The organism is Catellatospora methionotrophica, assembly GCF_011297335.1.
In the GTDB taxonomy this organism is placed as follows: domain Bacteria; phylum Actinomycetota; class Actinomycetes; order Mycobacteriales; family Micromonosporaceae; genus Catellatospora; species Catellatospora methionotrophica.
Genome location: NZ_JAAOTJ010000002.1, coordinates 19,220 through 44,858, shown reverse-complemented (window position 1 = coordinate 44,858; position 25,639 = coordinate 19,220). Strand labels below are relative to the sequence as shown.

Genomic DNA, 25,639 nt, shown 5'->3' with positions numbered 1-25,639 from the left:
TGGGCAGCCCGGATCCGCCGGTCCTCGTCGGCGGTGAACTACCGGCACCTGGGCGTATCAACGGGCAAGATACGCACAGGTGCCCGGCAAGTCGGATGACCATGACCGGCGACGCGGTCAGGCGGTGGTGGCGGCCATGCGTTCGCGGAGGGTGCGGGGGCGCAGGTCGGTCCAGTGGGACTCGACGTAGGCCAGGCAGGCCTCGCGGGTGTCCTCGCCGAAGACGGTGTGCCAGCCCGCTGGGACGGCCGCGAAGGCGGGCCACAGCGAGTGCTGGTCCTCGTCGTTGACGAGCACGAGGTAGCGGCCGTCGGCGTCTTCGAACGGGTTGGTCATGACTTCATCTCCTGTACTCCGGTGCCTGTCGGGACGAGCCCCGACAGGGTCGTCTCGGGTCGTGCCACCGACGCGGTCAGCACGCTCACCAAGTCGGCGGCGATCCGCTGCGCGGTGGGCCGGTCGAAGCGGGCCGTGGCGTACTCAAGCTCCACGTGCACCGGGCCGTCCCCTGCGGGCTCGTAGAAGCTGACGGTCAGTTCGGCGCGTACGGTGCCGGTCGGTAGCTGGTCGAAGCGCAGCGCGCCGTCGCCCAGGCCGGCCTCCTCGTGGTGCACCACCATGACCCGCGGCCCGTCCAGCCCCGGCGCGACGGCGTCGAGCACGGCCGCGAACGGCACGTCCTGGTGGTCGAGCGCGGCCAGGTCGGTCGCCCGGACCCGGTCGAGCAGCCCGGTGAACGCCGGGTCGCCGGAGGTGTCGGTACGCATGATCACGGTGTTGTAGAAGCAGCCGGCCAGGTCGGTCAGCGTCTCCTCGGTGCGGCCCGCGACGAGGCTGCCGACGGGCAGGTCGGTGCCGCAGCCGTAGCCGGTGAGCAGGGTCGCGAACGCGGCCTGCACGACCATGAACATGCTGGTGCCGGTGCGGCGGGCCAGCTCGTCGATGCCGCGGTGCAGGTCGGCGTCGAGCAGGAACTCGACCGTCTCACCACGCCGCGACACGACACCGTCGCGGGCACGGTCGGCGGGAAGGGCCAGGTCCGGCATCCCCGCCAGGGTCAGCCGCCAGTACGCCAGCTGCCGCGCGTGCCGGCTCGACGGATCCGCCGGATCACCCAGCAGCGCGTACGCCCACCGCGTGTAGTCGGCGTACGCGACCGGCAGCGCCGACCAGTCCGGGGCCGCTCCCCGCTGCCGGGCCTGGTAGGCGGTGCCCAGGTCGCGCAGCAGCGGAACCACCGACCACTCGTCGACGCCCAGGTGATGCGTGGTCAGCAGCAGCGCCCGCTGCGCCGTGCCCTGCTCGTCCGCCCCGATGACCAGCCTGGCCCGCAGCGGCGGCTGTTCGGTCAGGTCGACGTTCTCCCTGGCCAGCGCGTCAAGGCGCTGCGCCAGTGGTGTGCCGTCGTCGGCGACCGGTTCGAGCACCCGCCCGCCCGGCACGCTGCGCGGCGTGCCGTCGGCGCCGGTCACGGTGTGCAGGGGCCGGTGTCGGGTGATCACGTCGCGTAGTGCCGCTTCCAGGGCGACGACGTCCAGGTCGGACGCGGGGACCGCGAAGGCGATGTCCCAGCCCGGTCGGTCGACGGCGCGGTGCAGCCGCCACGGATGCAGTTGCACCGGTGCGAGCCGGTCCGCGAGCCCGTCGGTGACGCGGGCCAGGCGCGGGCGGTCGCCCGTCGCGGCGCGGTCGAGGCGTTCGGCGAGTTCGGCGACGGTCGGGGCGTCGAAGACGTCGCGGATCGCGAGGTCCGCGCCCAGCGCGGTGCGTACGCGGCCGATCAGGCGCATCGAGGCCATGGAGTGGCCGCCGAGGTGGAAGAAGTTGTCGTGGATGCCGACCTCGGGCAGGCCGAGCACGTCGGCGAACAGCTCCGCGAGCTGGTGCTGGCGGGCCGTGACCGGTTTGGCGTCACCGGCCAGCGAACCCCAGTCCGGTGCGGGCAGCGCCCGCCGGTCGACCTTGCCGTTCGGGTTGACCGGCAGCGGCCCGTCGAGCACCACGACCAGCGACGGCACCATGTACTCGGGCAGCACCGCGCCGACGTGGGCGCGCAGCACCGCCGGGTCGGCGGGACCGTCTGGGGAAACGTACGCGACGAGCCTGGTGGTGTCGCCGGTGCGGTCGGCGACCACGGCGGCCTGCCGGACCGTGTCGTGTCCGGCGAGCACGGCCTCGATCTCGCCCGGCTCGATCCGGAAGCCGCGGATCTTCACCTGGTTGTCGGACCGGCCCAGGAAGTCGATGTTGCCGTCGGCCTTCCAGCGGGCCCGGTCGCCGGTGCGGTACATGCGTGCCCCCGGCTCGGCGAACGGGTCGGCGACGAAGCGCTGCGCGGACAGCCCCGGCTTGCCGAGGTAGCCGCGGGCCAGGCCGCGCCCGCCGACGTACAGCTCGCCGACGACGCCGACCGGCACCGGCCGCAGCCGGTCGTCGAGGATGTAGGCCAGCGTGTTCGGGTCGGGGCGGCCGATCGGCACCGGCGCGTCCCACTCGGGCACGGCCCGCCACAGGGTCGAGTTGACCGTGGCCTCGGTGAGGCCGTACGCGGCGAACAGTTTCAGGTGCCCGGCCCAGCGGTTGATCAGTCCGGCGGGCACGGTCTCGGTGCCGACGAGCACGCACAGGCCCTCGGGCAGGTCGGCGTCGGGCGGCAGGATCGAGACCAGGGACGGCGGCAGGATCGCGTGGGTGACCCCGTGGGCGTACAGCAGCTCCGACAGCGCCGCGCCGGGGGTGCGGGCCTCGTCGGGGGTGATGACCAGCGCGGCCCCGGTGCACAGGGCCATCGACACCTCGAACGCGAACACGTCGAAGCCGATCGAGGCGAACTGCAGCACGCGGCTGTCGGCGGTGACGCCCATCGGGTCGACGGCGGTCTCGACGAGGCTGCCTATGCCCTCGTGCGACACCGTCACACCCTTGGGACGGCCGGTGGAGCCGGAGGTGTAGATGACGTACGCGGCGTGGTCCAGGCCCTTCGGCGCGGGCAGCACCGGCCGCACCGGGGTCGCCTCGGTGATGTCGTCCAGCACCAGGACCGGGGTGGCCGTCTCGGGTAGCAGGCCCTTGGCCTTGCCGGTGGTGACCACCAGCGCCGCCCCGGAGTCCTCGATCATGTACGCGAGGCGGTCGGCCGGGTGGTTGAGGTCCAGCGGCAGGAACGCGGCGCCCAGCCGGTTGACGGCGAGCACGGTCACGATGGTCTCCAGCGAGCGGGGCACGGCGACGCCGACCACGCTCTCGGGGCGTACGCCCTGGTGGGCCAGGACCCGTGCGAGCCGCCCGGCGCGGGCGGCCAGCTCCACGTAGGACACCTCGCGCTCGCCGTCGATGACCGCGACCGCTTCAGGGGCACGGGCCACCCGCAGCGCGAACGCCTCGGGCAGGGTCAGCTCGGCCACCGGCCGCGCGGTCGCGTTGAACCCGCGCAGCACCTGCTCGAACTCGCCATCGACGAACAGGTCCAGGTCGGCCAGCGGCAGGTCGGGCGTCGCGCAGACCGCCTCGGACAGTCGCGCCAGCCGCCGCCCGAGCAGCTCCACGGTGTCCCGGTCGAACAGCGCGCCACGGTACGTGAGCAGGCACTGCAGCTCGCCGTCCGCGCTGTCCAGCAGCTCCACGACCAGGTCGAACCGGGCGGTCGTGACGTCCAGCGGCTCGTCGGTGACCTCCAGTCCGGCCAGGCCGGACCAGTCGCCGGTGTGGTTGCGGTGCACGACCATGACCTGGAACAGCGGGTTGCGGCCCGGCGAGCGGGCCGGGTTGACCGCTTCCACGACCGCGTCGAACGGCACGTCGGCGTTGGCGAACGCGGCCAGGTCGGTCTCCCGCACCCGGGCCAGCAGCTCGGTGAACGACGGCGCGCCGGTCAGGTCGGTGCGCAGGACGAGGGTGTTGACGAAGAACCCGACGAGGTCGTCCAGGCCCTCCTCGCCCCGGCCCGCGATCGGCGCGCCCAGCGGCAGGTCGTCGCCCGCGCCGACGCGGTGCAGCAGCGCCGCGGTCAGCGCGTGTGCGGCCATGAACATGCTCGCGCCGGACCTGGCGGCGAGGTCCCGCAGGCCCGTGGCCACGGTCGCGGGCAGGCTGAGGGAGATCGAGCCGCCACGGGCGTCCGGCACCGCCGGGCGGGCCCGGTCGGTCGGCAACGTCAGCTCCTCGGGTGCCCCGGCCAGGGTCTTCGTCCAGTACGCGAGCTGCCGCGCGGCGAGGCTGTCCGGGTCGGCGGGGTCGCCGAGCAGGTCGCGCTGCCAGAGCGTGTAGTCGGCGTACTGGACCGGCAGCGGCTGCCACGACGGGGCGTGTCCCGCGAGGCGAGCCTCGTAGGCGGTGGCGAGGTCGCGCAGGAACGGGCCGTCGGACCACTCGTCGGTCGCGATGTGGTGCAGCAGCAGCGCCAGCACGTGCTCGTCCGGCCCCGCCTCGATCAGCGTGCCGCGCAGCGGAAGCTCAGCGGCGAGGTCGAACGGCCGTGCCAGCACCGCCTCGACCAGCCGCGCCACGGCAGATCCGGTGGCACCGGCCACCTCGTCGGCAGCGGTGGGTCCCGCCTCGCCGTCGGCCCGGCGACCAGCCCCGGCGTGCGGCGGGGCGAGGGAAACGACGTCGGCGGCCAGCACCAGGTCCAATACCGGCCGGGCCTGGTCGGTGGGCAGGATGTGCTGGTGCGGCTCGCCCTCGGCCGTGGCGAACACGGTGCGCAGGGACTCGTGCCGGGCCGCCACGTCGTGCAGGGCGTCGTGCAGCGCCGCCCGATCGAGCGGGCCGCGCAGGCGCACCACCAGCGGGAAGTTGTACGCCGCCGACGGACCCGACAGCTGGTCCAGCAGCCACAGCCGCTGCTGGGCGGCCGACAGCGGCAGCGCGCCCGCGCGGGGGCGGGCGACCAGCTCGGCCCGCGCGGTGGACGCCGCCGGGTCGATCCGGGCGGCGAGCTGCGCCACCGTCGGGGCCTCGAACAGGTCCCGGATGGACAGTTGCGCGCCCAGCGCGGTGCGGGCCCGGCTGACCAGGCGGATCGCCAGCAGCGAGTGGCCGCCCAGGTCGAAGAAGCTGTCCTCGACGCCGACTGCGGGCAGGCCCAGCAGCTGCGCGAACAGCTCGCACAGCGTCTGCTCGGCGGGTGTCGCCGGTGGGCGGCTCGCCGCGCCGGTGACCACGGTCGCCCTGGGCAGGGCCCGGACGTCGAGCTTGCCGTTGACGGTCAGCGGCAGCCGCTCCACGGCCGTCAGCGCGGCGGGCACCATGTAGTCGGGCAGGGAACGCTTGAGGTGTTCACGCAGCGCGGGCAGCACCGCCTCGTCGGGGCCGACCCAGGCGGGGCCGCGTACGACGTAGCCTGCCAGGCGTTTCGCGCCGTCGCCGGAGCTGTCCACGATCACCGCCGCGTGCGCGACGGCCGGGTGGGTGCCCAGCGCCGATTCGATCTCACCGAGCTCGACCCGGTAACCCCGGATCTTGACCTGGTCGTCGGTGCGGCCGAGGAAGTCGATGTTCCCGTCGGCGCGGCGGCGCACCAGGTCACCGGTGCGGTACATGCGCTCGCCCGGCGCGCCGTACGGGTCGGCGACGAAACGCTCGGCGGTCAGGTCCGGGCGCAGGTGGTAGCCCCGGGCCAGGCCGATGCCCGCGATGTACAGCTCACCGGGCGAGCCGGGCGGCACCTCGCGCAGCAGCGCGTCGAGCACGTACGCGCGGGTGTTCCAGATCGGCGCGCCGACCGTCGGGGTGTCGCTGTCCAGGGTGCCGCCGCCGAGGGTGTTGATCGTGTACTCGGTCGGTCCGTACAGGTTGTAGCCCAGCGTGCCGGGGGTGTCGCGCAGCGCGGCCCAGACCGCGTCGGAGACGGCCTCCCCGCCGAGCAGCACCAGCGGCGGCCGATGCCGCCCCGGCCCGTCGGCCAGCAGCCCCTCCTCGATCAGGTGCTGGGCGTACGTCGGGGTCACGTTGACGACGTCGACGCCGTGCCGGTCGCAGTACGCGACCAGCGCGGGCGCGTCGCGGCGCAGCTGCTCGTCGCAGACGTGCACCTCGTGGCCCTCGACGAGCCACAGCAGCTCCTCCCACGACATGTCGAACGCGAACGACACGGTGTGCGCGACCTTCAGGCGGCGTCCGCCCGCGGCCCCGATCACCGGATTGAAGATCGCCTCCCGGTGGTTGAGCTGCATGTTCGTCAAGCCGCGGTATGCCGTGACGACGCCCTTCGGGCGGCCCGTCGACCCCGACGTGAAGATCAGGTACGCGGGGTGGTCCAGCCGCCCCGCCACCCCCGGCGCGAACAGCGGCCGCTCCGCGTCAGCCAGGTCCCCGCCGCCGTACGCGGCCAGCTCGGCGCGGGTGTCCGCGCCGTCCAGCAGCACCAGGCCCGCCAGGCCGCCGGGCAGCCGGTCGGCGACCGTGGACGTGCTGAGCACGCACATCGGGGCCGTGTCCTCGATCATGAAGCCGAGGCGTTCGGTGGGCAGGTCCAGTTCCAGCGGCAGGTACGCCGCACCGGTGCGCAGCACCGCGAACAGCGCCACGACCATGTCCACGGTGCGCGGCAGGGCCAGGCCGACCACGGTCTCCGGTCCCGCGCCCCGCGACAGCAGCAGCCTCGCCATCCGGTTGATCCGCGCGTCGAACGCGGCGTAGGTCAGCGTCAGCGCACCGTCGACCAGGGCCGTCACGTCGGGCGTACGGGCCGCCTGCTCGGCGAGCAGGTCCGCGACGGTCAGCTCGCCGATGTCGTGCGCGGTCCGCGCCCACTCGGCGCTCTGCGCGGCCCGCTCGCCGTCCAGCAGCAGGTCCAGCTCCCGGACCGGCGCGTCCACGTCGGACACGAGCCGGTCGAGCACCGCCAGCAGCCGGTCCAGCACCGCCTGCGCGGCCGGGCCGTCGACGATGTCGGGCCGGTGGTCCAGCGCCACCCGGATCGCCCGCTGCGGCGTCACCACCAGCGTCAGCGGGTAGTGCGTGGCGTCGACGCCGTCGACGGCCTCGATGCCGTGCCGGGCACGCAGGTCGGCGCTGCCGTCCTCGTCGACGAAGTTCTGCAGCACGTACAGCGTGTCGAACAGGGTCGCGTGCCCGCTGTCGCGCTGCACCTGACCCAGCCCCACATGGTCGTACGGCATCAGCGCCAGACGCTGCTCCTGCACCCGGGCCAGCAGGTCGCCGACCCGCTCGCCGGGCGCCGGGGCGATCCGCATCGCGACGGTGTTCAGGAACAGGCCGATGACGTCCTCGACCCCTTCGACCTCACTGTGCCGCCCGGCGACCGTCATACCGAACACGGCGTCCGGCCGTCCGGTCAGCGCGCCCAGGGTCAGGCCCCACGCGGTGGTCAGCACCGTGTTCAGGGTCAGCCCCCGCGCCCGCGCCACCTGCCGCACCCGCTCGCTGACCTGCTCCGGCAGCACCGCCTCGACCCGCTGCGGCACGGCCGGGGCCGGAGTGCGGTCCGCCGGTCCGATCAGCGTCGGCTCCGCCAGCCCCGCCAGCGCCGCGCGCCACGCCGCCGCCGCTTCCTGCCCGTCCTGCTCCCCCAGCCACGCCAGGTGATCGCGGTACGACCCCGGCACCGGCAGCCCCGCCGCGTCCCCGTCCCGCTCGTACAGCGTGAACAGCTGCTCGACGAACAGCTCCTCGGACCAGCCGTCCCACAGGATCAGGTGGTGGGTGATGACGAGCCGGTCCCGGCCGCTCGGCATCCGGATCAGCAGCATCCGGCACAGCGGCGGCCTGGCCAGGTCGAACCGGGCCACCCGGTCCGCCGCCATCAACGCCGCGGTACGCGCCGCGGCCTGCTCCTCGCTCAGCTCCGACAGGTCCGCCTCGGTCAGCGGCAGCTCCAGCCCGTCGGCGACGTACTGCGCCGGACGCGACAGCCCCTCACTGGTGAACCCGGCCCGCATGGCCGTGTTCCGCCCCAGCAGCGCCCGCCCCGCCCGCCGCAACCGCTCCGCGTCGACCCGGTAACCGAGATCGAACGCATCCTGTCCGGTGTAGACGTCCAGCGTCGCGGTGTCATAACTCGCGTGGAAGAACAGCCCCTCCTGCAACGGCGACAACGGCCACACATCCGACACCGTCCCCGGACTCACCTCCGCGAGCCGCACCATCTCCTCCGCGCTCAACTCCAGCAGCGGCCGGGCCGCAGTTTCGGGGAGACTGCGCGCATGCGGGCCGTCATCGGTGCTGTTCGCCTGAATCTGCGGCCCGGCTGCCGCGAGGGCGGCGAGGGCGTCGTGCCAGAGGGTCGCGAGGTCGGTGATGTCAGTGGTGGAGAGGGTGGCGGTGGGCCAGGTCCAGGTGGTGGTGAGGGTGGTGCCGTGAGGGCCTTCGGCGGCGACGATGTCCAGTTGGAGCAGGTGTGTGGCGGGTAGGCCGGCGTTGAGCGGGGTGATCGCGTCGGACTCTGCGGCGGGCGTCCACGGCGCGCCGGTCGCGGCCGGGAAGCGGCCGAAGTAGTTGAACAGCACCTGCGGGGTGGCCAGGCGGGCCAGCAGTGGGGCGGTCTGCGCGTTGAGGTGGCGCAGCATGCCGTGGCCGATGCCGCCGTCGGGCACCGCCCGGACCCGCTCGCCGACGGCTGCGATCAGCGTGGCCGGGTCGGCGTCGGCGAGCGGCAGGCGGACCGGCTGCACGCTGGTGAACCAGCCGACGGTACGGGACAGGTCCAGGTCCGGTTCCAGCTGCTCACGGCCGTGGCGCTCCACGTCGACCAGCAGCTCGCCGGCGGCGCGGCCGTGCTGCTCCTGCCACCGGCGCACGGCGGTCGCCAGCGCGGCCAGCAGCCCGTCGGTGATCTCCCCGCCGAGCGCGGGCACCGCCGCCAGCAGCGACGCGGTCACGTCGGCGGGCAGCGTCGTGGTCCGGCTGTCGACCGCGTCGGCTGCCACGATGCCCGGCAGCAGGTCGGCGCCGGGGGCGAGGGTCCGGGCCCAGTGCTCCAGTTCGGCCAGGCGCTGGGGCTGCTGGGCCTGGGCGGTGATGGCCTGCCCGAAACGGCGCAGCGAGGTGTGGACGGGCGGCAGCGACGCGACGGTGCCCGAGGTGGCGGCGTGCCAGGCGGTGGCCAGGTCCTCGAACAGGATGCGCCAGGACACGCCGTCGACGGCCAGGTGATGCACGGCCAACAGCAGGCGGCCCGGACGGTCGCCCGCGTCGAACCAGACCGCGCGCAGCATGCTGCCCGCGTCCGGGTCGAGCAGCGCGGTGGCCGTGGCGGCGTGCGCGGCCAGCAGACCCGGCAGCGCGGCCTCGTCCACACCAGACACCTCGACACGGAGCAGCAGGTCTGCCGCGATCAGCGTGTCGGCAGGCTCGGTGCGCAGGGTCCACAGCACGGACGCGATGCGCTGCAGGCGCAGCCGCAGGCCGTCGTGGTGGTCCAGGACCGTCTGCAACGTCGCCGCGATGGACCGCTGATCCGCCCCGGCCGGAGTGACCAGCAGCATCGGCATCGTGAACCGGTCGACGGCCGCACCACTGTCTCTGAGCCAGTGCACGATCGGCAGCAGCGGCACATCACCGACCCCGTCGCCGACTGGCCCGGTCACGCCCAGCGGGCGGTGACCGGTCGCCGTCACCGGCGAACCGACGCTATCCTGCGCGCCAGTCGAATCCGTGACCATGCCTGAGTCCACCGATCCGGCGTTCGCGCTCGCGGCAGCCGAGCCCGCGACAGTCGGCGCAGGGGATGTTCCCGTGCGCGGCGACATCATTTCTGATGTGGGCACATCATTCTTGATGTGAGGCAGCGGCGACTTACCTGCTGCGGCGAGGTCGGCCAGGCGGCGCGGGGTGCGGGCGGCGAGCACGTCACGCGGGCTGACCGGCAGCCCCGCGCGGCGGGCGCGGCTGGACACTCCGATGGACAGGATGCTGTCGCCGCCGAGGGCGAAGAAGTCGTCGTCCGGCCCGACGGCCGCGATCCCGAGGACCGCCCCGACGATCTCGCACAGCGTCGCCACCGGCCCGGTCGCGGCCTCGCCCGTGATCGCCGGAGTTGCCTGGCACTCGTGCGTATCGTGGGCGTGCTTTCGCCCACATGCCTGGCAAGTCGGGTGATCGAGGGACGTGGGGTGTGGGGCAGGCAGGGCGGCGCGGTCGAGTTTGCCGCTGGAGGTGCGCGGGAGGGCGTCGAGGACGACGAACGCGGCCGGGACCAGGGCCGGAGGCAGCGCGGCGGTGGCCGCGTCGCGCAGGGCCGCCGGGTCGAGGGCGCGGCCGGGGGCCGGGACCGGGTAGGCGACGAGTTGGACGGCGGGGCCGTCGGCGCGGGCGATGACGGCGGCCTGGACGACGTCGGGGCGGCTGGTCAGCCACGACTCGACGTCGGCGGGATCGATGCGTACACCACGGATCTTGATTTCGTGGTCGGTGCGGGCCAGGTAGGTCAAGGTGCCGTCGGTGTCGCGGACGACCAGGTCGCCGGTGCGGTACATGCGCTCGCCGGGTGCGCCGGACGGGTCGGCGACGAAACGCGTCGCGGTCAGCGCGGCGCGGCCGAGGTAGCCGCGGGCGAGCTGCGCGCCCGAGACGTACAGCTCGCCGGGCACGCCGACGGGCACCGGGCGCAGGCAGTCGTCGAGCACGTGCAGGCCGGTGTTGGCGACGGGGCCGCCGATCGGCACGGCGGTGCCGTGGTTGCCGTCGTTGGGCCACCAGGTGACCTGTACGGCGGTCTCGGAGGGGCCGTAGAAGTTGTCCAGGCGGTTGCCGGTCGCCTGGGCCCAGCGCCGGGCCAGGTCCCCGGTCAGGGCCTCGCCGCCGCAGGAGACCCAGCGCAGGTCGGCGGCCCAGGACGGGTCGGCGAGCACGTCGTCGGCGAGCAGGAACGCCTCCACCATGGACGGCACGAACGTCGCGGCGCTGACCCGGTGGGCGCGCATCAGCGCGGCCAGCTCGGCCGGGTCGTGCTGCGCGCCCGGTTCCGGCAGGACGACAGCCGCACCGGCGGTCAGCGGCCAGAACAGCTCCCACACCGACGTGTCGAACGTCGCGGGGGCCAGTTGCAGCATCCGGTCGGCGGCGTGCAGGCCGAAGACGCGCTGCGACCAGTCGAGCTGGTTGGTGATCGCCCGGTGCGTGACCAGCACGCCCTTGGGGCGGCCGGTCGAACCGGAGGTGTAGATGACGTACGCGGGGTGCTCGGGGTCCACGGGCACGGGGGTGCCTGTGGTTTCGTCGGTTCCGGCGAGCACGTACGACAGCCCGGCCCGGCGGGGCAGCCGGGACAGCAGGTCCGGGGTGGTCACCACGACGGTGACCCCGGCGTCGGCGAGGACCGCGTCCAGGTTCGGTGACGCGGGGTCGACCGGCAGGTACGCGGCCCCGGAATACAGCACGCCGAGCATGGCCGTGACCTGGCGGGCCGAGCGGGGCAGCGCGACGGCGACGACGTTCTCCGGTCCGGCTCCCCGCGCGGCCAGCCGTGCGGCGAGCGCGGCGGCGCGACCGGCGAGCTCGCCGTACGTGAGCTGCTCGTCGGCGGCGATGACGGCGATCGCGTGCGGGGTGTCGGCGGCGTGGGCGGCGACGAGCCCGGCCAGGCCGTGACCGCTCTGGGCGGCGGTTTCGCCGCGCAGCGGTTCGGGCGCGCCGCCGAGGTCGACGGCGCCGGCGGCCAGGTCCGGCGTGGCCAGTACGGCGTCGAGCAGGGCGGGCAGCCCGGTGCGCAGCCGGGTCAGGGTCGCCGCGTCCAGCCGGGCCGGGTCGTACTCGATGACCAGGCAGAGTCCGTCGCCCGGGGTGGCGAGCAGGCTGACGGGGTAGTGGGTGGCCTCGCGGTAGGACACGCCCGCGACGCGGACCGTGCCGGAGGCGTCGCGCAGGTCGCCGTCGGCGGGCAGGTTCTCCACCGTGACGAGGCTGTCGAACAGCTCGCCGCCGCCCGCGAGGCGGGTGATCGCGGTCAGGCCCAGGTGCTGGTGGTCCAGCAGCGCGGTCTGCGCGTCCGCGAGCCGGGACAGGACCTCGCGCAGCGGCTCGTGCGGGGCCCAGCTCACCCGGACCGGCACGGTGTTGATGAACAGGCCGATCATCGACTCGACGCCGGGGGTGTCACCGTCGCGACCGGACACGGTGCTGCCGAACAGCACGTCCCGCCGTCCGGTGAGACGGCCCAGGAGCAGGCCCCAGACGGCGTACAGCAGGGTACTCGGGGTGGTGCCGTGCGCCCGTGCGGCGGCGGCCAACCGTGCCCCGGTGCCGTCCGGCACAGCCACCGCCACCTGACGCACGTCGGTGGGCGCGCTGCCCTGCGGAACGTTCCCGGCCTCGGTCGACACGGGCTCGCCGCCGGTGGACGGCGCCGACCCGGCTTCCGGAGCAGCGCCGGCCACGGACACCGACTCGCTCACGCGCCCGACCAGGGTCGGTCCGTCCACCCCGGACATCGCCGAGCGCCACGCCTGCTCGGTCGCGGCGTGGTCGCGGGCGGCCAGGCGGCGCAGGTGCTCGCGGTACGGGGTCACCGACGGGAGCCGGACGGCGTCGCCGGTGGTGTACAGCGCCGTCAGTTCGCGCAGCGCGATGGTCGCCGACCAGCCGTCGGTGACGATGTGATGGTGGGTGAAGACCAGCGTGTGCCGGTCGTCGCCGTGGTCGACGAGCAGGTGGCGCACCAGGGGCGCGACGGCGGGGTCGAAGACGGCGGCCTTCTCGTCGGCGAGGATCTGCGCGAACAGCTCCGCCGACGCGGCGGCGTCCATGCGCGACAGGTCGACCTGCCGCCAGGGTGCGGTCGCGGTCGCGGAGACGGCCTGGACGAGGCGGCCGTCGGCCAGCTCGTGGAACGACGCGCGCAGCGGCGCGTGCCGGGCGACGATCGTGTCGACGGCGCGGCGGACCGCGTCGGCGTCGACGGGCCCGTGCAGCTCCACGACCTGCTGCACCTGGTAGCTGCCGTCCCCGGTGTACGCGTGGAACAGCAGTCCCTCCTGCAGCGGTGACAGCGGCAGTACGTCGTCGAGGCCCGGCACCAGGGCGGCGAGCCCGTCGACGTCGGCCTGGACCAGTGCGACCAGCGGGAAGTCCGACGGGGTGTGCCCGCCCGCGCCCGGTGCGGCGGCGGCCTCGGCCAGTTCGGCGAGCGCGGCGAACCAGCCCTCGGCCAGCTCGCGTACGGCGTCCTCGCTCAGCAGGTCGGCCGGGAACGCCCAGGTGACCCCGAGCGCGGGCCCGTCCGGGCCCTCCTGCGCGAACGCGTTGACCTCCAGCGTGTACGGCGCGACCGGCATCGCCGCGTCGTAGCCCCCGGCCAGCATGCCGGTGCCGGGCAGGGCGGTGAAGTCACCGGCCTCGTCGACGCCGAAGCGGCCCAGGTAGTTGAAGCTGATCTGCGGCTGGGGCAGGGCGGCCAGCAGCGGGGCGGTCTCCGGGTTGACGTGGCGCAGCAGTCCGTAGCCGACGCCGTGGTCGGGCAGGGCGCGCAGCCGCTCCTTGACGTGCTTGAGCGCCGCGCCGAGATCGTCGGGGTCGGGGCCCAGGTCCAGGCGCACCGGGAAGATGCTGGTGAACCAGCCCAGGGTGCGGGACAGGTCCGCGCCGGGCACCAGGTCCTCCTCGCGCCCGTGGCCTTCGAGGGCGACCAGGACCGGTGGCGTCGCCGTGCCACGGGCCTCGCGCCACCGGTTGACGGCGGTGGCGAGCGCGGTGAGCAGTACGTCGTTGACGCCCGCGTGCCAGGCTGCGGGGACGGTGGTCAGCAGCGGCGCGGTCGCGGCGGCGGGCAGGTGCAGCGTGAGGTGGCGGACCGTGGCCAGGTCACCGACCGGGTCGAGGGCGCGGTGCGACAGTGCGGGGTCGTCGCCGTCGAGCATGCCGGTCCACAGGTCCAGTTCGGCGAGCCGGTCCTCGGCGACGGCGGTGAGCTGCTGGGCCCAGGTGCGCAGCGGAGTGCCGATCGGGGCGAGGCGGGGCAGGCGGCCCGCGGCGGCGTCGGCGTACGCGGCCGCCAGGTCGGGCAGCAGGATGCGCCAGGTGACGCCGTCGACGATCAGGTGGTGCAGCATGACCAGCAGGTGTCCGGGTGCGTCGGGTCCGGCGTCGAGCCACACAGCCTGGAACATCACGCCGCCGGTCGGGTCGAGGCGCTGCCCGGCCTCCTGCGCGGCCGAGTCCAGGCACTCGTGGAGTGCGTTGTCCACGGCCAGCTGAAGGTGGTGCAGGTGGTCGGTGGCCGCGACGGCGCCAGGCGCTAGAACGGTCAGCGATCCGGCGCGGCCGACAGTGGCCCGCGTCAGCCGTGAGCGCAGCACGTCGTGGCGGTCGGTGACGGCCTGCAAGGCGGCGGCCAGGGTCTCGCGGGTCGCGCCGGCGGGTACGCGTACGGCCAGCCACTGGCTGAACGCGTCGATGTCGCCGCCGCAGCCGTCCAGCCAGGACATGATCGGGGTCAGGGGCAGGTCGCCGACGCCGGCAAGCGGGTCGTCGGCGCGGGCCGGGTCGGCCGCGACCGTGACCAGCGCCAGCCGGGCGACGGTGCGCTGCTCGAAGACCTGGCGCGGGGTGACGGTCAGTCCCGCGCGGCGGGCGGCGATGACGAGCTGGATGGACACGATGCTGTCGCCGCCGAGGGCGAAGAAGTCGTCGTCGACGCCCACGCCGGTCAGGCCGAGGACCTGGTCGTAGAGGTCGCACAGCAGCTGCTCGCGGGCGTCGCGGGCGGCCTGCCCGCTGGTCATCGTCGTGAAGTCGGGCGCGGGCAGCGCGGCCCGGTCGAGCTTGCCGCTGGTCGTCACCGGCAGCCGGTCCAGCACCACCACGGCGGCGGGCACCATGTGCTCAGGTAGGAAGCCCTGGGCGTACTCCCGCACGTCCGCCGGTGCCACGTCCTGCCCGTCACGGGCCACCACGTACGCCACGAGCCTGGTGTCGCCGGGGCGGTCCTGGCGGACCACGGCCACGGCCTGCCCGACGGCGTCGTGCTGTAGCAGCACCGACTCGACCTCGCCCAGCTCGACCCGGTATCCACGGATCTTCACCTGGTCGTCGGTGCGGCCGGTGAAGTCCAGGCGGCCGTCGGGCTGCCAGCGCACCAGGTCACCGGTGCGGTAGAGGCGCTCGCCGGGCGCGCCGAACGGGTCGGCGACGAACCGGGTCGCGGTCAGCGCGGGCCGGTTGAGGTAACCACGGGCCAAGCCGGGGCCGCCGAGGTACAGCTCACCCAGCTCGCCGACGGGCACCGGGCGCAGCGCGGCGTCGAGCACGTAGCAGCGGGTCCCCGGGTCGGGCACCCCGATCGGCACGCTGGCCAGCGGGTCCATGTCGGGGTCGCACAGGCCCAGCGTCGAGTTCACGGTCGCCTCGGTCGGGCCGTAGGCGTTGAACATCTCGCGGCCCCGGGCGAAGCGGGCCACCAGCGCGGTCGAGATGCGCTCGGTGCCCGCCAGCAGGGTCGCGCCTTCGGGCAGGTCGCAGCCCTCGGGTAGGGCGGCCAGCAGCGCCGGGGGCAGGATCATGAAGGTGATGCCGTGGGCGCGGGCGTAGTCGGTCAGCTCCGGTCCGGGCACGCGGCGCTCGGCGGGCACGACGACCAGCCGCGCCCCGGTGAGCAGGCCCAGGCACAGGTCGAAGAACGCGACGTCGAAGCTCGGCGACGCGAACTGCAGCACCCGGCTGTCCGGCCCGACGCCGAGCCGGTCGGTGGCCGTGGCCAGCAGCTTCACCACGCCCGCGTGCGACACGACGACGCCCTTGGGCCGTCCGGTCGAACCCGACGTGTAGATGACGTACGCCGCCCCGAGCACGCTCAGCGGCCCGCCGCGCTCCTCATCGGAGGGCGTGGTCTCCGGTGATGCGGCCAGCTCCGCCAGGGTCGCCGCGTCGTCGATCACCAGCAGCGCCGGGTCCCCGGGCAGGACCGAGGTGAGGTCGGTGGTGGTGACCAGGCAGGCCGGGCGCGCGTCGTCGACCATGTACGCGATGCGGTCGGCCGGGTAGTCCGGGTCCAGCGGCAGGTAGGCGGCACCGGCTTTGAGCACGGCGACCTGCGCGACGATCATCTCCGCGGAGCGGGGCAGGCACAGTCCGACCACGCGCTCCGGGCCCGCGCCGCGCGCGAGCAGCGCGTGCGCGAGCCGGTTGGCGGCCGCGTCGAGCTGGCCGTAGGTGAGGCTGGTCTGCTCGTACACCAGCGCGATGGCGTCACGCCGTGCCGCGACCTGGCCGGCGAACAGCTCCGGCCAGGTCGACGGCGGTTGCCCGCAGGCGGTGTCGTTCCATGCCACGAGGATGCGGTGCAGCTCGGCGTCCGACACGGGCTGGGACACGGTCTCGGTCACGGGGAGACACCTTTCGGGGGCGGTACGGGGTGGTGCGGTGGTGGGGCGGTGCTCAGCCGAGCAGCGGGACGAGCTGGTCCAGCGCGTACGGGATGCTCAGCACCGTGCTGAACGACAGCGCGGCGCCCAGCGGGGGCGTCTCGTACGGCAGGAACACGGCCCGGTTCTCCTTGGCGACCTTGAGCGTCGTGTAGACCTTGTCGGCCTTGACGGTCGTCTCGGTGGACGCGTCGGCGGTGAGGAAGACGAGCTTGTCGACGTCGACCAGGTCGAGGCGCTCGGAGCCGATCTCGGCGGCGTACTCCTTGCCCGCGGCCTGGACGATGGCCTCCGGCACGGTGAAGCCGAGCTGCGTGAGCAGCACGACCTTCGGGTCGCTGGGGGCGAACACGGCGTACTTGCCCGGCTCGTACGGCTCGACGACGGCCACGGTCTTACCGGTGAACTGCGGGTTCTTGGCCTTGAGGTCGGCCAGGCGCTGGTCGATGGCGGCGATCAGCTCGGCGGCCTTGGCGGACTGGCCGAGCGCCCGTCCGGCGTGCATGGTCATCTCCTGCCACGGCGCGCTGTAGTCGTCGTAGCCCTTGACCTGCGCCACGGTCGGCGCGATCTGGGTGAGCTTGGTGTACTGCTCCTGGCTCATCCCGGAGTACATGCCGATGATCAGATCGGGGTTCAGCGCCGCGATCTTCTCCAGGTTGTACTCGTCGCGCTCGCCGACGATCTCCGGAACCTTGCCGCCCCAGGTCGCCCACGGCCACTTGCCGTAGGGGCGCTCGCCGAACCAGTCGATGGAGCCGATCGGCACGACGCCGAGGGCGAGCACCGGGTCCTGGTCGCTGAGCCCGAGGGTGACGACGCGGGCGGGGGCCTTGTCGATGACGGTGTCGCCGTACTTGTGCGACACGGTGACGGGGAAGGTAGCGCCCTGAGCTGCGGAACCGTTCGGCGCGGGCGTCGCGGCCGGGTCACCGCCGCAGGCGGTGAGGGCGAGCGCGGCCACCGCGAGCGCCGTGGCCAGGCGGCCGACCGGCCACTGACGACGGACGCGCACGGAGTGCTTCGGCAGGGTGGACATGACTTCCCCTCGACGTGGTGGGCAACTGAAGGGATGGTAAAGTAAGGCTAACCTAATTTCAAGATTCACGGCTTTTGCGCAGCTCAGGCCCTGCTTTCCGGTAAGGCTAGGCTCACCTTAAGATCTGATCCATGAGGTCGACGTGACCCCGCTCCCCGCACCCCCGCCACCGGCCCGACCGCGCCGCGCTGCCGCCTACCTGCCCGCCGCCGCCCTGCTGCTGGCCGTGCTGTGCCTGCTCTCGCTGGCCTTCGGCAGCCGCGCCGTCCCCATCGGACAGGTCGCCGACGCGCTGTTCGACCGCGCTCACGTCGACCCGCAGATCGAGGCCATCGTGTGGAGCGTGCGCCTGCCGCGCACCGCCACCGGCCTGCTCGTCGGCGCGGCGCTCGGCCTGGCCGGAGCACTCATGCAGGGCCTCACCCGCAACCCGCTCGCCGACCCCGGCCTGCTCGGCGTCAGCGCCGGGGCGTCGTTCGCCATCGTGCTCGCCGTCGCCGTGTTCGGCGCGAGCACCGCACCGACCAACCTCATCTGGTACGCCTTCGCGGGCGCGCTCGCCGGGGCGGTCAGCGTCCACCTGCTCGGCGGGCTCGGCCGTGGCGGCGCGACCCCGGTCAAGACGGCGCTGGCCGGGATCGCGGTGACGTTCCTGCTCGGCTCGTTCACCAGCGCGCTGGTGCTCAGATTCCCGCTGGCCCTGGACCGGTTCCGGTTCTGGGCCGCCGGGTCGCTGACCGCCGCCGACGCCGCCACCCTGTGGCAGGTGACCCCGCTGCTGGCCGCCGGGGCGGTGCTCGCGCTGGCCACCGCACCGGCCCTGAACAGCCTCGCGCTCGGCGAGGACGTCGCCGCCGCGCTGGGCCGCCGCGTCGGCCTGATCCGGCTGCGGGCCGCCCTCGCCATCACCGTGCTCGCCGGGACCGCCGTCGCGCTGGCCGGGCCGATCGTCTTCATCGGCCTGGTCACCCCGCACCTGGCCCGTATGGTCACCGGCCCCGACCAGCGCCGCATCCTCGCCCTGACCCTGCTCGGCGCACCGAGCCTGCTCATCGCCGCCGACGTGCTCGGCCGCGTCGTCGCCCGGCCCGAGGAGATCCAGGCGGGCATCGTCGTGGCGTTCCTGGGCGGCCCGTTCTTCATCGCCCTGGCCCGCCGCCGACGCCTGGCCGAGATGTGAGCACCGTGACAGTGCTGAAGACAGCCCCCGGCACGGGCCGCCGGACCCGGCTGCGGCCGTCGTTGCTGGGCCTGCCGCTGCGCCCGCGCCTGATCGCCGCCTGCGCCGTCACGGCGGTCGCCGCGTTCGCGATGTTCTGCCTGGGACTGGCGCTCGGCGACTACCCCGTGCCACTGGTCGACGTCGTACCGGCGCTGTGGCGCTCGGGCGCGCGCGGCACCGTCTTCATCGTCCACGAGGTGCGGCTGCCCCGCGCGCTCACCGGCGTGCTGGTCGGCGCGGCGTTCGCGGCCTCCGGGGCGGTCCTGCAGGCGATCACCCGCAACCCCCTGGCCAGCCCCGACATGGTCGGCATCAACGCCGGGGCCACCACCGCCGTCGTCGCCGGGATCGTGCTCGGCTTCGGCGACACCCTCGGCACGCCGACCCTGGGCCTGGCCGGCGGGCTGCTCGGCGCGCTCGCCGTGTACCTGCTGGCCTGGCGGCGCGGCAGCACCGGGTTCCGGATCGTGCTCGTCGGCATCGGCGTGTCCTGGATGTGCACCAGCGCCACCGACTATCTGCTCACCCGCGCCAAACTGCACCAGGCGCAGGAGGCGGTCGGCTGGCTGGTCGGCAACCTCAACGGACGCGGATGGGAGGCCGTACGCCCGCTGGCCGTCGCCGTCGCGGTGCTGCTGCCCGCCGCCCTGCTGCTGGCCGGATGGAACCGCAACCTGCAGCTCGGTGACGACGTCGCCCGTGGCCTGGGCACCCCCGTCCAGCTCGCCCGTGGCCTGCTGCTGCTGGTCAGCGTCGCACTGGTGTCGTTCGCGACCGCCGCGGCCGGACCGGTGCTGTTCGTGTCGCTGGCCGCGCCGCAGATCGCCCAGCGCCTGGCCCGGCTGTCCGCGCCACCGGTGCTGCTGTCCGCGCTGACCGGCGCGCTGCTCGTGTCGGGCAGCGACCTGCTGGCCCGGCACCTGCTCCCCGACCTCGACCTGCCGGTCGGGGTGGTGACCGGGGCCATCGGCGCCGGGTTCCTGCTCCGGCTCCTGGTTCGCTCCAACCGTGCCGGCAGTGGAGGCTGACATGACCGGAATCCGGGCCGAAGGCCTGACCCTGGCCTACGACGACCGCACCGTCGTATCCGACCTGGACCTGCAGGTCCCGCCCGGCCGGGTCACCGTCGTCGTCGGGGCCAACGCCTGCGGCAAGTCGACCCTGCTGCGCGCGCTCGCCCGGCTGATGCGCCCCGTCGACGGTGCGGTGCTGCTGGACGGGCGGGCCATCCATGCGCTGCCGACCCGGCAGGTCGCCCGGCAGGTCGGCATCCTGCCGCAGACCCCGGTCGCCCCCGAGGGCATCAGCGTGCTCGACCTCGTCGGGCGGGGACGCGCCCCGCACCAGACCTGGTGGCGGCAGTGGTCGGCCGCCGACGAGGACGCCGTGGCAGCGGCGCTGGCCGCGACCGGCATGACCGAGCTCGCGCACCGGCCCGTCGACGAGCTGTCCGGCGGGCAACGCCAGCGGGCCTGGATCGCGATGGCCGTCGCCCAGCAGACACCGGTGCTGCTGCTCGACGAGCCCACCACCTACCTGGACCTGGCGCACCAGATCGACGTGCTCGACCTAGTCACCGACCTCAACCGCCGCGACGGCCGCACCGTGGTGATGGTGCTGCACGACCTCAACCAGGCCTGCCGCTACGCCGACCACCTGGTGGTGATGCGTGACGGCCGGATCGCCGCCGAGGGCGATCCGGCCACGGTGGTGACGGCCGAGCTGGTCACCGCGGTGTTCGGGCTGGGCTGCCAGGTCGTGCCCGACCCGGTCACCGGCACCCCGATGGTCATCCCGCTCAGCCGTCACCACCCCGCCCGGTCCGTCACGGCGTGACGCGCGGCGGCGGTCCCGCGTACACCTCGGGCCGGTTGTCGGCCAGTCCCTGGATCCGGCTCGCCGGGGCGGTCCCACCGCTGAAGGCCGCCCGTCGCAGCGGTGTCGCGGTGGCTCCACGACCGGTCGGTCCCTCGACGTCGCCGCCGGTCGGCGCGGCGGCCCGGCCGCCACGGGTCGCGGGCCACAGCGCCGCCGTGATGAGCAGGCCCGACAGCGGCAGCAGGTCCAGGGTCACCGGCGGCAGGACGATGCCTGCGAGCAGGACGACCGGGCTCCACCACGGCATCCGCCCGGCCCGCGCCGCCAGGATCGTCAGCGTGAGCAGGCCGACGAAGAACAGCTGCGGCCCCACCTGGTAGACGACCAGGTCGACGCCGGGGATGTCCCCGAAGTCGCCGGAGAGGGCCTGCATACCGGCCTTGTCGTCGGCCCGCAGCGCGAACCAGATGTCGGCGCTGAACTGGACCGCCGAGGCCGCCAGCCCGAACATCGTCACGGCCACGGTGCCGGTGCGCCACGGCCCGCGCGGCAGCAGCCTGCCCAGGTGCAGCACACCCGGCACGAACAGGAACACCCCGGCGAGGGCGAGCAGGTGGGCGGCCTGCCAGTCCCAGCCCGGCCCGTACACACCGTCGGACTTGCCGATGATGCGGACCACGCCGTACGCGGCGAGCAGGAGTGGAGCGGTCATCAGCGCGATTGCGGCAGATTTCTTCACGGCTCGATCCTCTGCCGGAGCGGGCGGGTGCACCTCCGGGCCACGCCCGGACGCCGACCCCGATGTCCCGCCAGGGAATCCACTGAGCCCGTTCGTCACCGCACCAGGTGCCCGGCAGGCGAACTCCTCCCCGACCTGCCGGGCACTGCCCATCACCCGCTGCTACGCGGCCCAGGGCATCGGGAGCGGGGCCGGGAACGTCGAGGTGACGTCCACGGGGGCGCCGGTCCGCTGGGAGTGGCTGGCGGCGGCCAGGACGTCGACGATGTGGGCGGCGTGCTCGGCCGAGCAGCGGTGCGGGCGGCCCTCGTTGATCGCGGAGACGAACTCGGCGACGCCACGGCCCCAGGGGATGCCCCGGTAGGGGTCGCCCAGCAGCGGGACCGGCTCCGGGGGCAGGCCCGCGCGGATCTCGGAGTCGAAGTTCGTCCAGTCCGCGATGTGGATGGAGCCGCGCTCGCCGTGCAGCTCGATGCCGGACTGGCGGGTGCCCGCGCCGACGTAGAAGTTCGCGGTCAGCCGGACCGTCGCGCCGCCGGCCAGTTCCAGGACGACCACGGAGAAGTCGGGGGCCTGCGGGGAGAACATCTCACCGGACAGGGTGACCCGGTCGGCTTTGAGGATCGTGCCGTACGCCCACACCCGGCGCGCCGGGCCGAGCATCGCGGTCAGCGCCGTCAGCGAGTACACGCCCACGTCGTACAGCGGACCGGACCGGTACGGCCCCTGCGGAGCCGGATGCCAGGACTCGATCCGGTCGTGGTTGACCTCGGCGTACACCAGCTTGATCGGCCCGACGGCGTCGTCGCGGACCAGCTTCCACGCGGTCTGGATCGCCTCCCCGAGGTACGTGTGCGGCGCGCAGCCCAGCCGCCGCCCGTGCGCGGCCGCCTCGGCGATCAGCGAGCGCGCCTCCGGTGCGGTCGGTGCGAGCGGCTTCTCGCTGAACACGTGCTTGCCCGCGCGCAGTGCCGCCCGGGTGACCGGCGCGTGCGCCGCCAGCGGCGTCAGGTTCACCACCACGTCGACCTTGTCGTCGGCCAGCAGCTCGTCGAAGCTGCCGTAGATCGGCAGGTCGTGTGCGGCCCCGAACGCCGCCGACCGGGCCTGGTCGTCGTCGTAGCCGCCGACCACCGCGATGCCGGGGTAGGTGCGCAGGTCGGTCAGGTAGCCGGCGGCGATGTTGCCGGTGCCGACGATCGCGAGTGTGGTCACGGCGCCTCGATCCCCCCGTCGGGCCGGCGTACCCGGGCCGACCATCGTTCGTGCAGGTGGGTGACGGCCGGATACGTGGCCGCCGCCTTCTCGTCGACCTCGATGCCCCAACCGGGGGCGTCGTTCGGATACAGGTAGCCGCCGCGCGGATCGAGCGTGCCCGGGAACACCTCACGCACCGGGTCCGGCCACAGGTGGCCCTCCTGGATGGAGAACGCCGGGCTGCTCACGTCCAGGGCCACGTTGCAGGCCGCGCCGATCGGCGACACGTCGGCGGGGGCATGCCAGGCCGTGCCGACACCGGTCAGCTCGCACAGCGCGACCAGCTTGCGGGCCGGAGTCAGGCCGCCGATCGCCGAGATGTGCAGCCGGAGCAGGTCCACCCCGCCGCCGGTGACCAGCCGGGCCGCGTCGGCGACCGAGGCGACCTGTTCGCCGACCGCGATCGGCATCGGCGCGGCGGCGCGCAGCTCGGGCAGGCGGTCGTACAGCTCCAGGGGGATCGGGTCCTCCAGGAAGAACAGCCGGTACGGCTCCAGGGCGCGGGCCAGCGCCACGGCCTGCTTCACGGTGAGCCGGTGGTGCACGTCGTGCATCAGGTTCGGGGTCTCCCCCAGCACCTCGCGGGCAGCCGCGAACAGCTTCGGGGTGTCACGCAGGTACTGCTGCACGTCCCAGCCGTCCGGGTACGGCGCGTCCGGGTAGCCGCCCGGGGTGCCGGGTGCCCCGTAGGTGCCCAGGCCGGGGCCGCCGGTCTGCAGGCGTACGTGCCGGTAGCCGGAGTCGAGGATCTGCTGGGCGTGCTCCAGGGTCTGCTCGATCGTCGCTCCCGCGGCGTGCAGGTAGGTGTCGGCGGCGGCGCGGACCCGGCCGCCGAGCAGCTCGTACACCGGCATCCCGGCGCGCTTGCCCGCGATGTCCCACAGCGCCTGGTCCACCCCGGACAGGGCGCTGTTGAGCACCGGACCGCCCCGCCAGTACGACGACAGGTGCACCATGCGGGTGATGTCCTCGATGTCGGCCGGGTGCCGCCCGAGCAGCATCGGGCCGACGTGCTGGTCGACGGCCGCCACGACGGCGTGGAAGCGCTGGGTGAACGTGGCGCAGCCGTAGCCGTACAGGCCGGGATCGCTGGTGTCGACGCGGACGACGACCAGGGGCAGGCCCTCCGGGGCGGTGACGATCGCGCGTACGCCGGTGATCCGCAGACCGTCGCGCGCCGCCCAGGGTGCCTGCGTCTCCGCCATCACGACCGGCGGGCCGGAGTCCGCCGCTTGCTCCTGCAACATGTGCCGTCCTTCGGTGCGCCAGGGCCGGGGACGTGAGCGGACGCCGTCCGGCGGGATCATCGCGACCCTACCGCCAGCAGGCCTTTTCGCAAGATCTGGTCCACGGGTGGGGACGAGGACGCGCGACGCTGGCGGTAATCACCCGTTCGAGTCGAACAGCGGGTCACGATTCAGTCCTGGCCGTGTACGACATGGCGTAACTGACTTAGTCGATGCAGAATATCGAGCGAAGGGCACGCCGGCGGTCTGGACGGCCGGCAGCCGGCATGGGGAGGATGAATTGGTGACCAACAAGAACCTGGAAGAACGCGTAGTCACGCTCGAAGCCGAGTCGTATCGCAACACTCGCCGCTTCGCCGCCATCGACGACCAGTTCGGCCTGCTCCGCGGAGCGGTCGACGAACTCTCAGCCGACCTGCGAGAACACCGCCAGGACACGCGGGAACAGTTCGCCGCCGTGAACCAGCGCCTCGACCGGATCGACGAGCGTTTCGACGGCATCGACGGGCGCCTCGACCGGATCGATCAGCGTTTCGACGGCTTCAACGGTCGGCTCGACGGGATGGACCGGCGTTTCGCCGGCATCGACGGGCGGCTGGACGGGATGGACGGCCTGCTGCGGCAGATTCTGGCGGTGGTCACGCCCGCTACGCCGGAAGTGGTCCGGCAGCACGTCGCGGCACCGGTCGGCTGACCGCAGGCTTTCTCCGATGAGTCGCGCGCCCATGCCCGCAGCCGACTGCTGGCTGCACGCCGCCGTCGAGGTCGGGGTGTCCTCGATCGCGGGCGAAGGCCTGTTCGCGCGCACCGCCCTCCCAGCCGGGACCGTCGTGTCCCGGCTGGGAGGGCGTCTGGTCAGCGGTGCGGAGCTGCGGGAGCTGTTCACGCAGGCGGCGCTTCGGCACCGTTACGTCGACACCGTCGGCGTAGGCGAGGACCTGCATCTCGTGCTGCCGCCGCGCCGCCGCAACGGGTACGGCAACCACAGCTGCGACCCGAACCTGTGGTGGCTCGACGCGTACACCCTGGCCGCCCGGCGTGACATCGCGGTCGGTGAGGAGATCACCAACGACTACGGCACCAGCACGGCGGTGGCGGACTTCCGGATGGACTGCGGGTGCGGCTCGGCACTGTGCCGCGGCGCGGTCACCGGAACCGACTGGCAGCGTCCGGAACTGCGCGAACGCTACGGCGATCACTGGATTCCGCTGCTGCTCGACCGCATCCGCGCCGGCTGACGGAGGCAGCCCCGGTCCGTGAGGACCGGAGCTGCCTCGCCGGTCAGCAGGTGGCGAGCATGCCGTTGAGGGCCGACTTCTCCCCGCTGTCGACGGACAGGTTGTAGTACCACTTCACCTGGATCCAGGCGCGGGCGTACGTGCAGCGGAACGACGACAGCGACGGCTGCCACTCGGCCGGGTCCTTGTCGCCCTTGGACTGGTTGACGTTGTCGGTGACCGCCCACAGCTCGGGCCCGCCGAGGTCGTTGGCGTAGGTCTGGCGCTGCGGGGTCGTCCACGCCCACGCACCGGACGCCCAGGCCTCCGACAGCGGGACCATGTGGTCGATGTCGACGTCGGCGGCGTTGGTCCAGGTCGCGCCGTCATACGGGCTGTACCAGGAGCCGGAGGTCGCCGCGCAGCTGCTGTTGACCACGACGCCGACACCGTCGCGCTTGAGGACCTGCTCGCGGGCGTTGCAGGTGCCCGTGATCGTGATCCAGTGCGGGAACAGGTCCCGGTTGTACGTCGAGCCGTGCGACTCGGCGGCGACGGTCAGCGCCGCGAGACGGCTGACCGCGGTGCTGTAGGAGGGGATGTTCGGCGGGGTGGCGTGGGCCGGTGTCGCGGTGAGGGTGAGCGACATGGCCAGAACGGCCGCGGTGGCGGCCATCGCCTTCAGGACACGGGACATCAGAGGGTCTCCCGACTGCCCGCCGCCGCGGCCGGATGGGGGTTTCCGGCTAGGGTCACGACGACGACAGATGGACCATCTCAAATG

12 protein-coding genes are annotated in these 25,639 nt (G+C 73.7%); 5 read left to right on the top strand and 7 right to left on the bottom strand.

Annotated features, from left to right (window positions below; all coding sequences use genetic code 11):
• Positions 1 to 117: 117 nt before the first annotated feature.
• The 3 genes from HAV40_RS07515 to HAV40_RS07505 are packed head-to-tail and all read right to left on the bottom strand — an operon-like array spanning position 118 to position 17,355.
• Positions 118 to 336: an MbtH family protein gene (locus HAV40_RS07515; protein ID WP_166380156.1), complete on the bottom strand. Its 219-nt coding sequence runs from the start codon at positions 334 to 336 to the stop codon at positions 118 to 120.
• Complete coding sequence (locus HAV40_RS07510) at positions 333 to 16,277, bottom strand: non-ribosomal peptide synthetase (RefSeq protein WP_166380155.1); 15,945 nt, start codon at positions 16,275 to 16,277, stop codon at positions 333 to 335. Before HAV40_RS07510 ends, HAV40_RS07515 begins: the two co-directional genes overlap by 4 nt.
• 52 nt (positions 16,278 to 16,329) lie before the next feature.
• Entirely contained in the window at positions 16,330 to 17,355 is a 1,026-nt protein-coding gene (locus HAV40_RS07505; protein ID WP_239085715.1) for an iron-siderophore ABC transporter substrate-binding protein, read from the bottom strand.
• A 142-nt stretch (positions 17,356 to 17,497) separates the two neighbouring features.
• Here HAV40_RS07505 and HAV40_RS07500 point away from each other — a divergent pair, with 142 nt between their 5' ends.
• The 3 genes from HAV40_RS07500 to HAV40_RS07490 are packed head-to-tail and all read left to right on the top strand — an operon-like array spanning position 17,498 to position 20,413.
• On the top strand, positions 17,498 to 18,535 hold the full coding sequence (locus HAV40_RS07500) for a FecCD family ABC transporter permease (protein ID WP_239085716.1): 1,038 nt from the start codon (positions 17,498 to 17,500) through the stop codon (positions 18,533 to 18,535).
• Positions 18,536 to 18,540: 5 nt separating this feature from the next.
• Positions 18,541 to 19,605: a FecCD family ABC transporter permease gene (locus tag HAV40_RS07495; RefSeq protein ID WP_203670927.1), complete on the top strand. Its 1,065-nt coding sequence runs from the start codon at positions 18,541 to 18,543 to the stop codon at positions 19,603 to 19,605.
• A 1-nt stretch (position 19,606) separates the two neighbouring features.
• Positions 19,607 to 20,413, top strand: a complete 807-nt coding sequence (locus HAV40_RS07490; RefSeq protein ID WP_166380154.1) for an ABC transporter ATP-binding protein — start codon at positions 19,607 to 19,609, stop codon at positions 20,411 to 20,413.
• Here the strand turns inward: HAV40_RS07490 and HAV40_RS07485 are convergent.
• From HAV40_RS07485 to HAV40_RS07475, 3 genes are all read right to left on the bottom strand, one after another.
• A complete protein-coding gene (locus HAV40_RS07485; RefSeq protein WP_166380153.1) occupies positions 20,403 to 21,107 on the bottom strand; it encodes a hypothetical protein in 705 nt (234 codons plus the stop codon). The two genes, HAV40_RS07490 and HAV40_RS07485, sit on opposite strands and share 11 nt — an antisense overlap.
• Before the next feature lie 189 nt (positions 21,108 to 21,296).
• Complete coding sequence (locus tag HAV40_RS07480) at positions 21,297 to 22,349, bottom strand: Gfo/Idh/MocA family protein (protein ID WP_203670929.1); 1,053 nt, start codon at positions 22,347 to 22,349, stop codon at positions 21,297 to 21,299.
• Complete coding sequence (locus HAV40_RS07475) at positions 22,346 to 23,638, bottom strand: enolase C-terminal domain-like protein (RefSeq protein ID WP_239085717.1); 1,293 nt, start codon at positions 23,636 to 23,638, stop codon at positions 22,346 to 22,348. Before HAV40_RS07475 ends, HAV40_RS07480 begins: the two co-directional genes overlap by 4 nt.
• Before the next feature lie 283 nt (positions 23,639 to 23,921).
• Between HAV40_RS07475 and HAV40_RS07470 the strand changes: the two genes are divergently transcribed.
• Together HAV40_RS07470 and HAV40_RS07465 are read left to right on the top strand one after the other, a co-directional pair.
• Positions 23,922 to 24,332 carry a hypothetical protein gene (locus tag HAV40_RS07470; protein WP_166380151.1) on the top strand — a complete coding sequence of 137 codons (411 nt, stop codon included), beginning with the start codon at positions 23,922 to 23,924 and terminating at the stop codon, positions 24,330 to 24,332.
• A 16-nt stretch (positions 24,333 to 24,348) separates the two neighbouring features.
• The gene (locus tag HAV40_RS07465; protein WP_166380150.1) at positions 24,349 to 24,876 is read left to right on the top strand and encodes an SET domain-containing protein; all 528 of its coding nucleotides are present in this window, start codon (positions 24,349 to 24,351) and stop codon (positions 24,874 to 24,876) included.
• A gap of 43 nt (positions 24,877 to 24,919) precedes the next feature.
• On the opposite strand, the gene HAV40_RS07460 is transcribed toward HAV40_RS07465, so the two are convergent.
• The gene (locus HAV40_RS07460; RefSeq protein ID WP_166380149.1) at positions 24,920 to 25,552 is read right to left on the bottom strand and encodes an HNH endonuclease family protein; all 633 of its coding nucleotides are present in this window, start codon (positions 25,550 to 25,552) and stop codon (positions 24,920 to 24,922) included.
• Between the last annotated feature and the right edge of the window lie 87 nt (positions 25,553 to 25,639).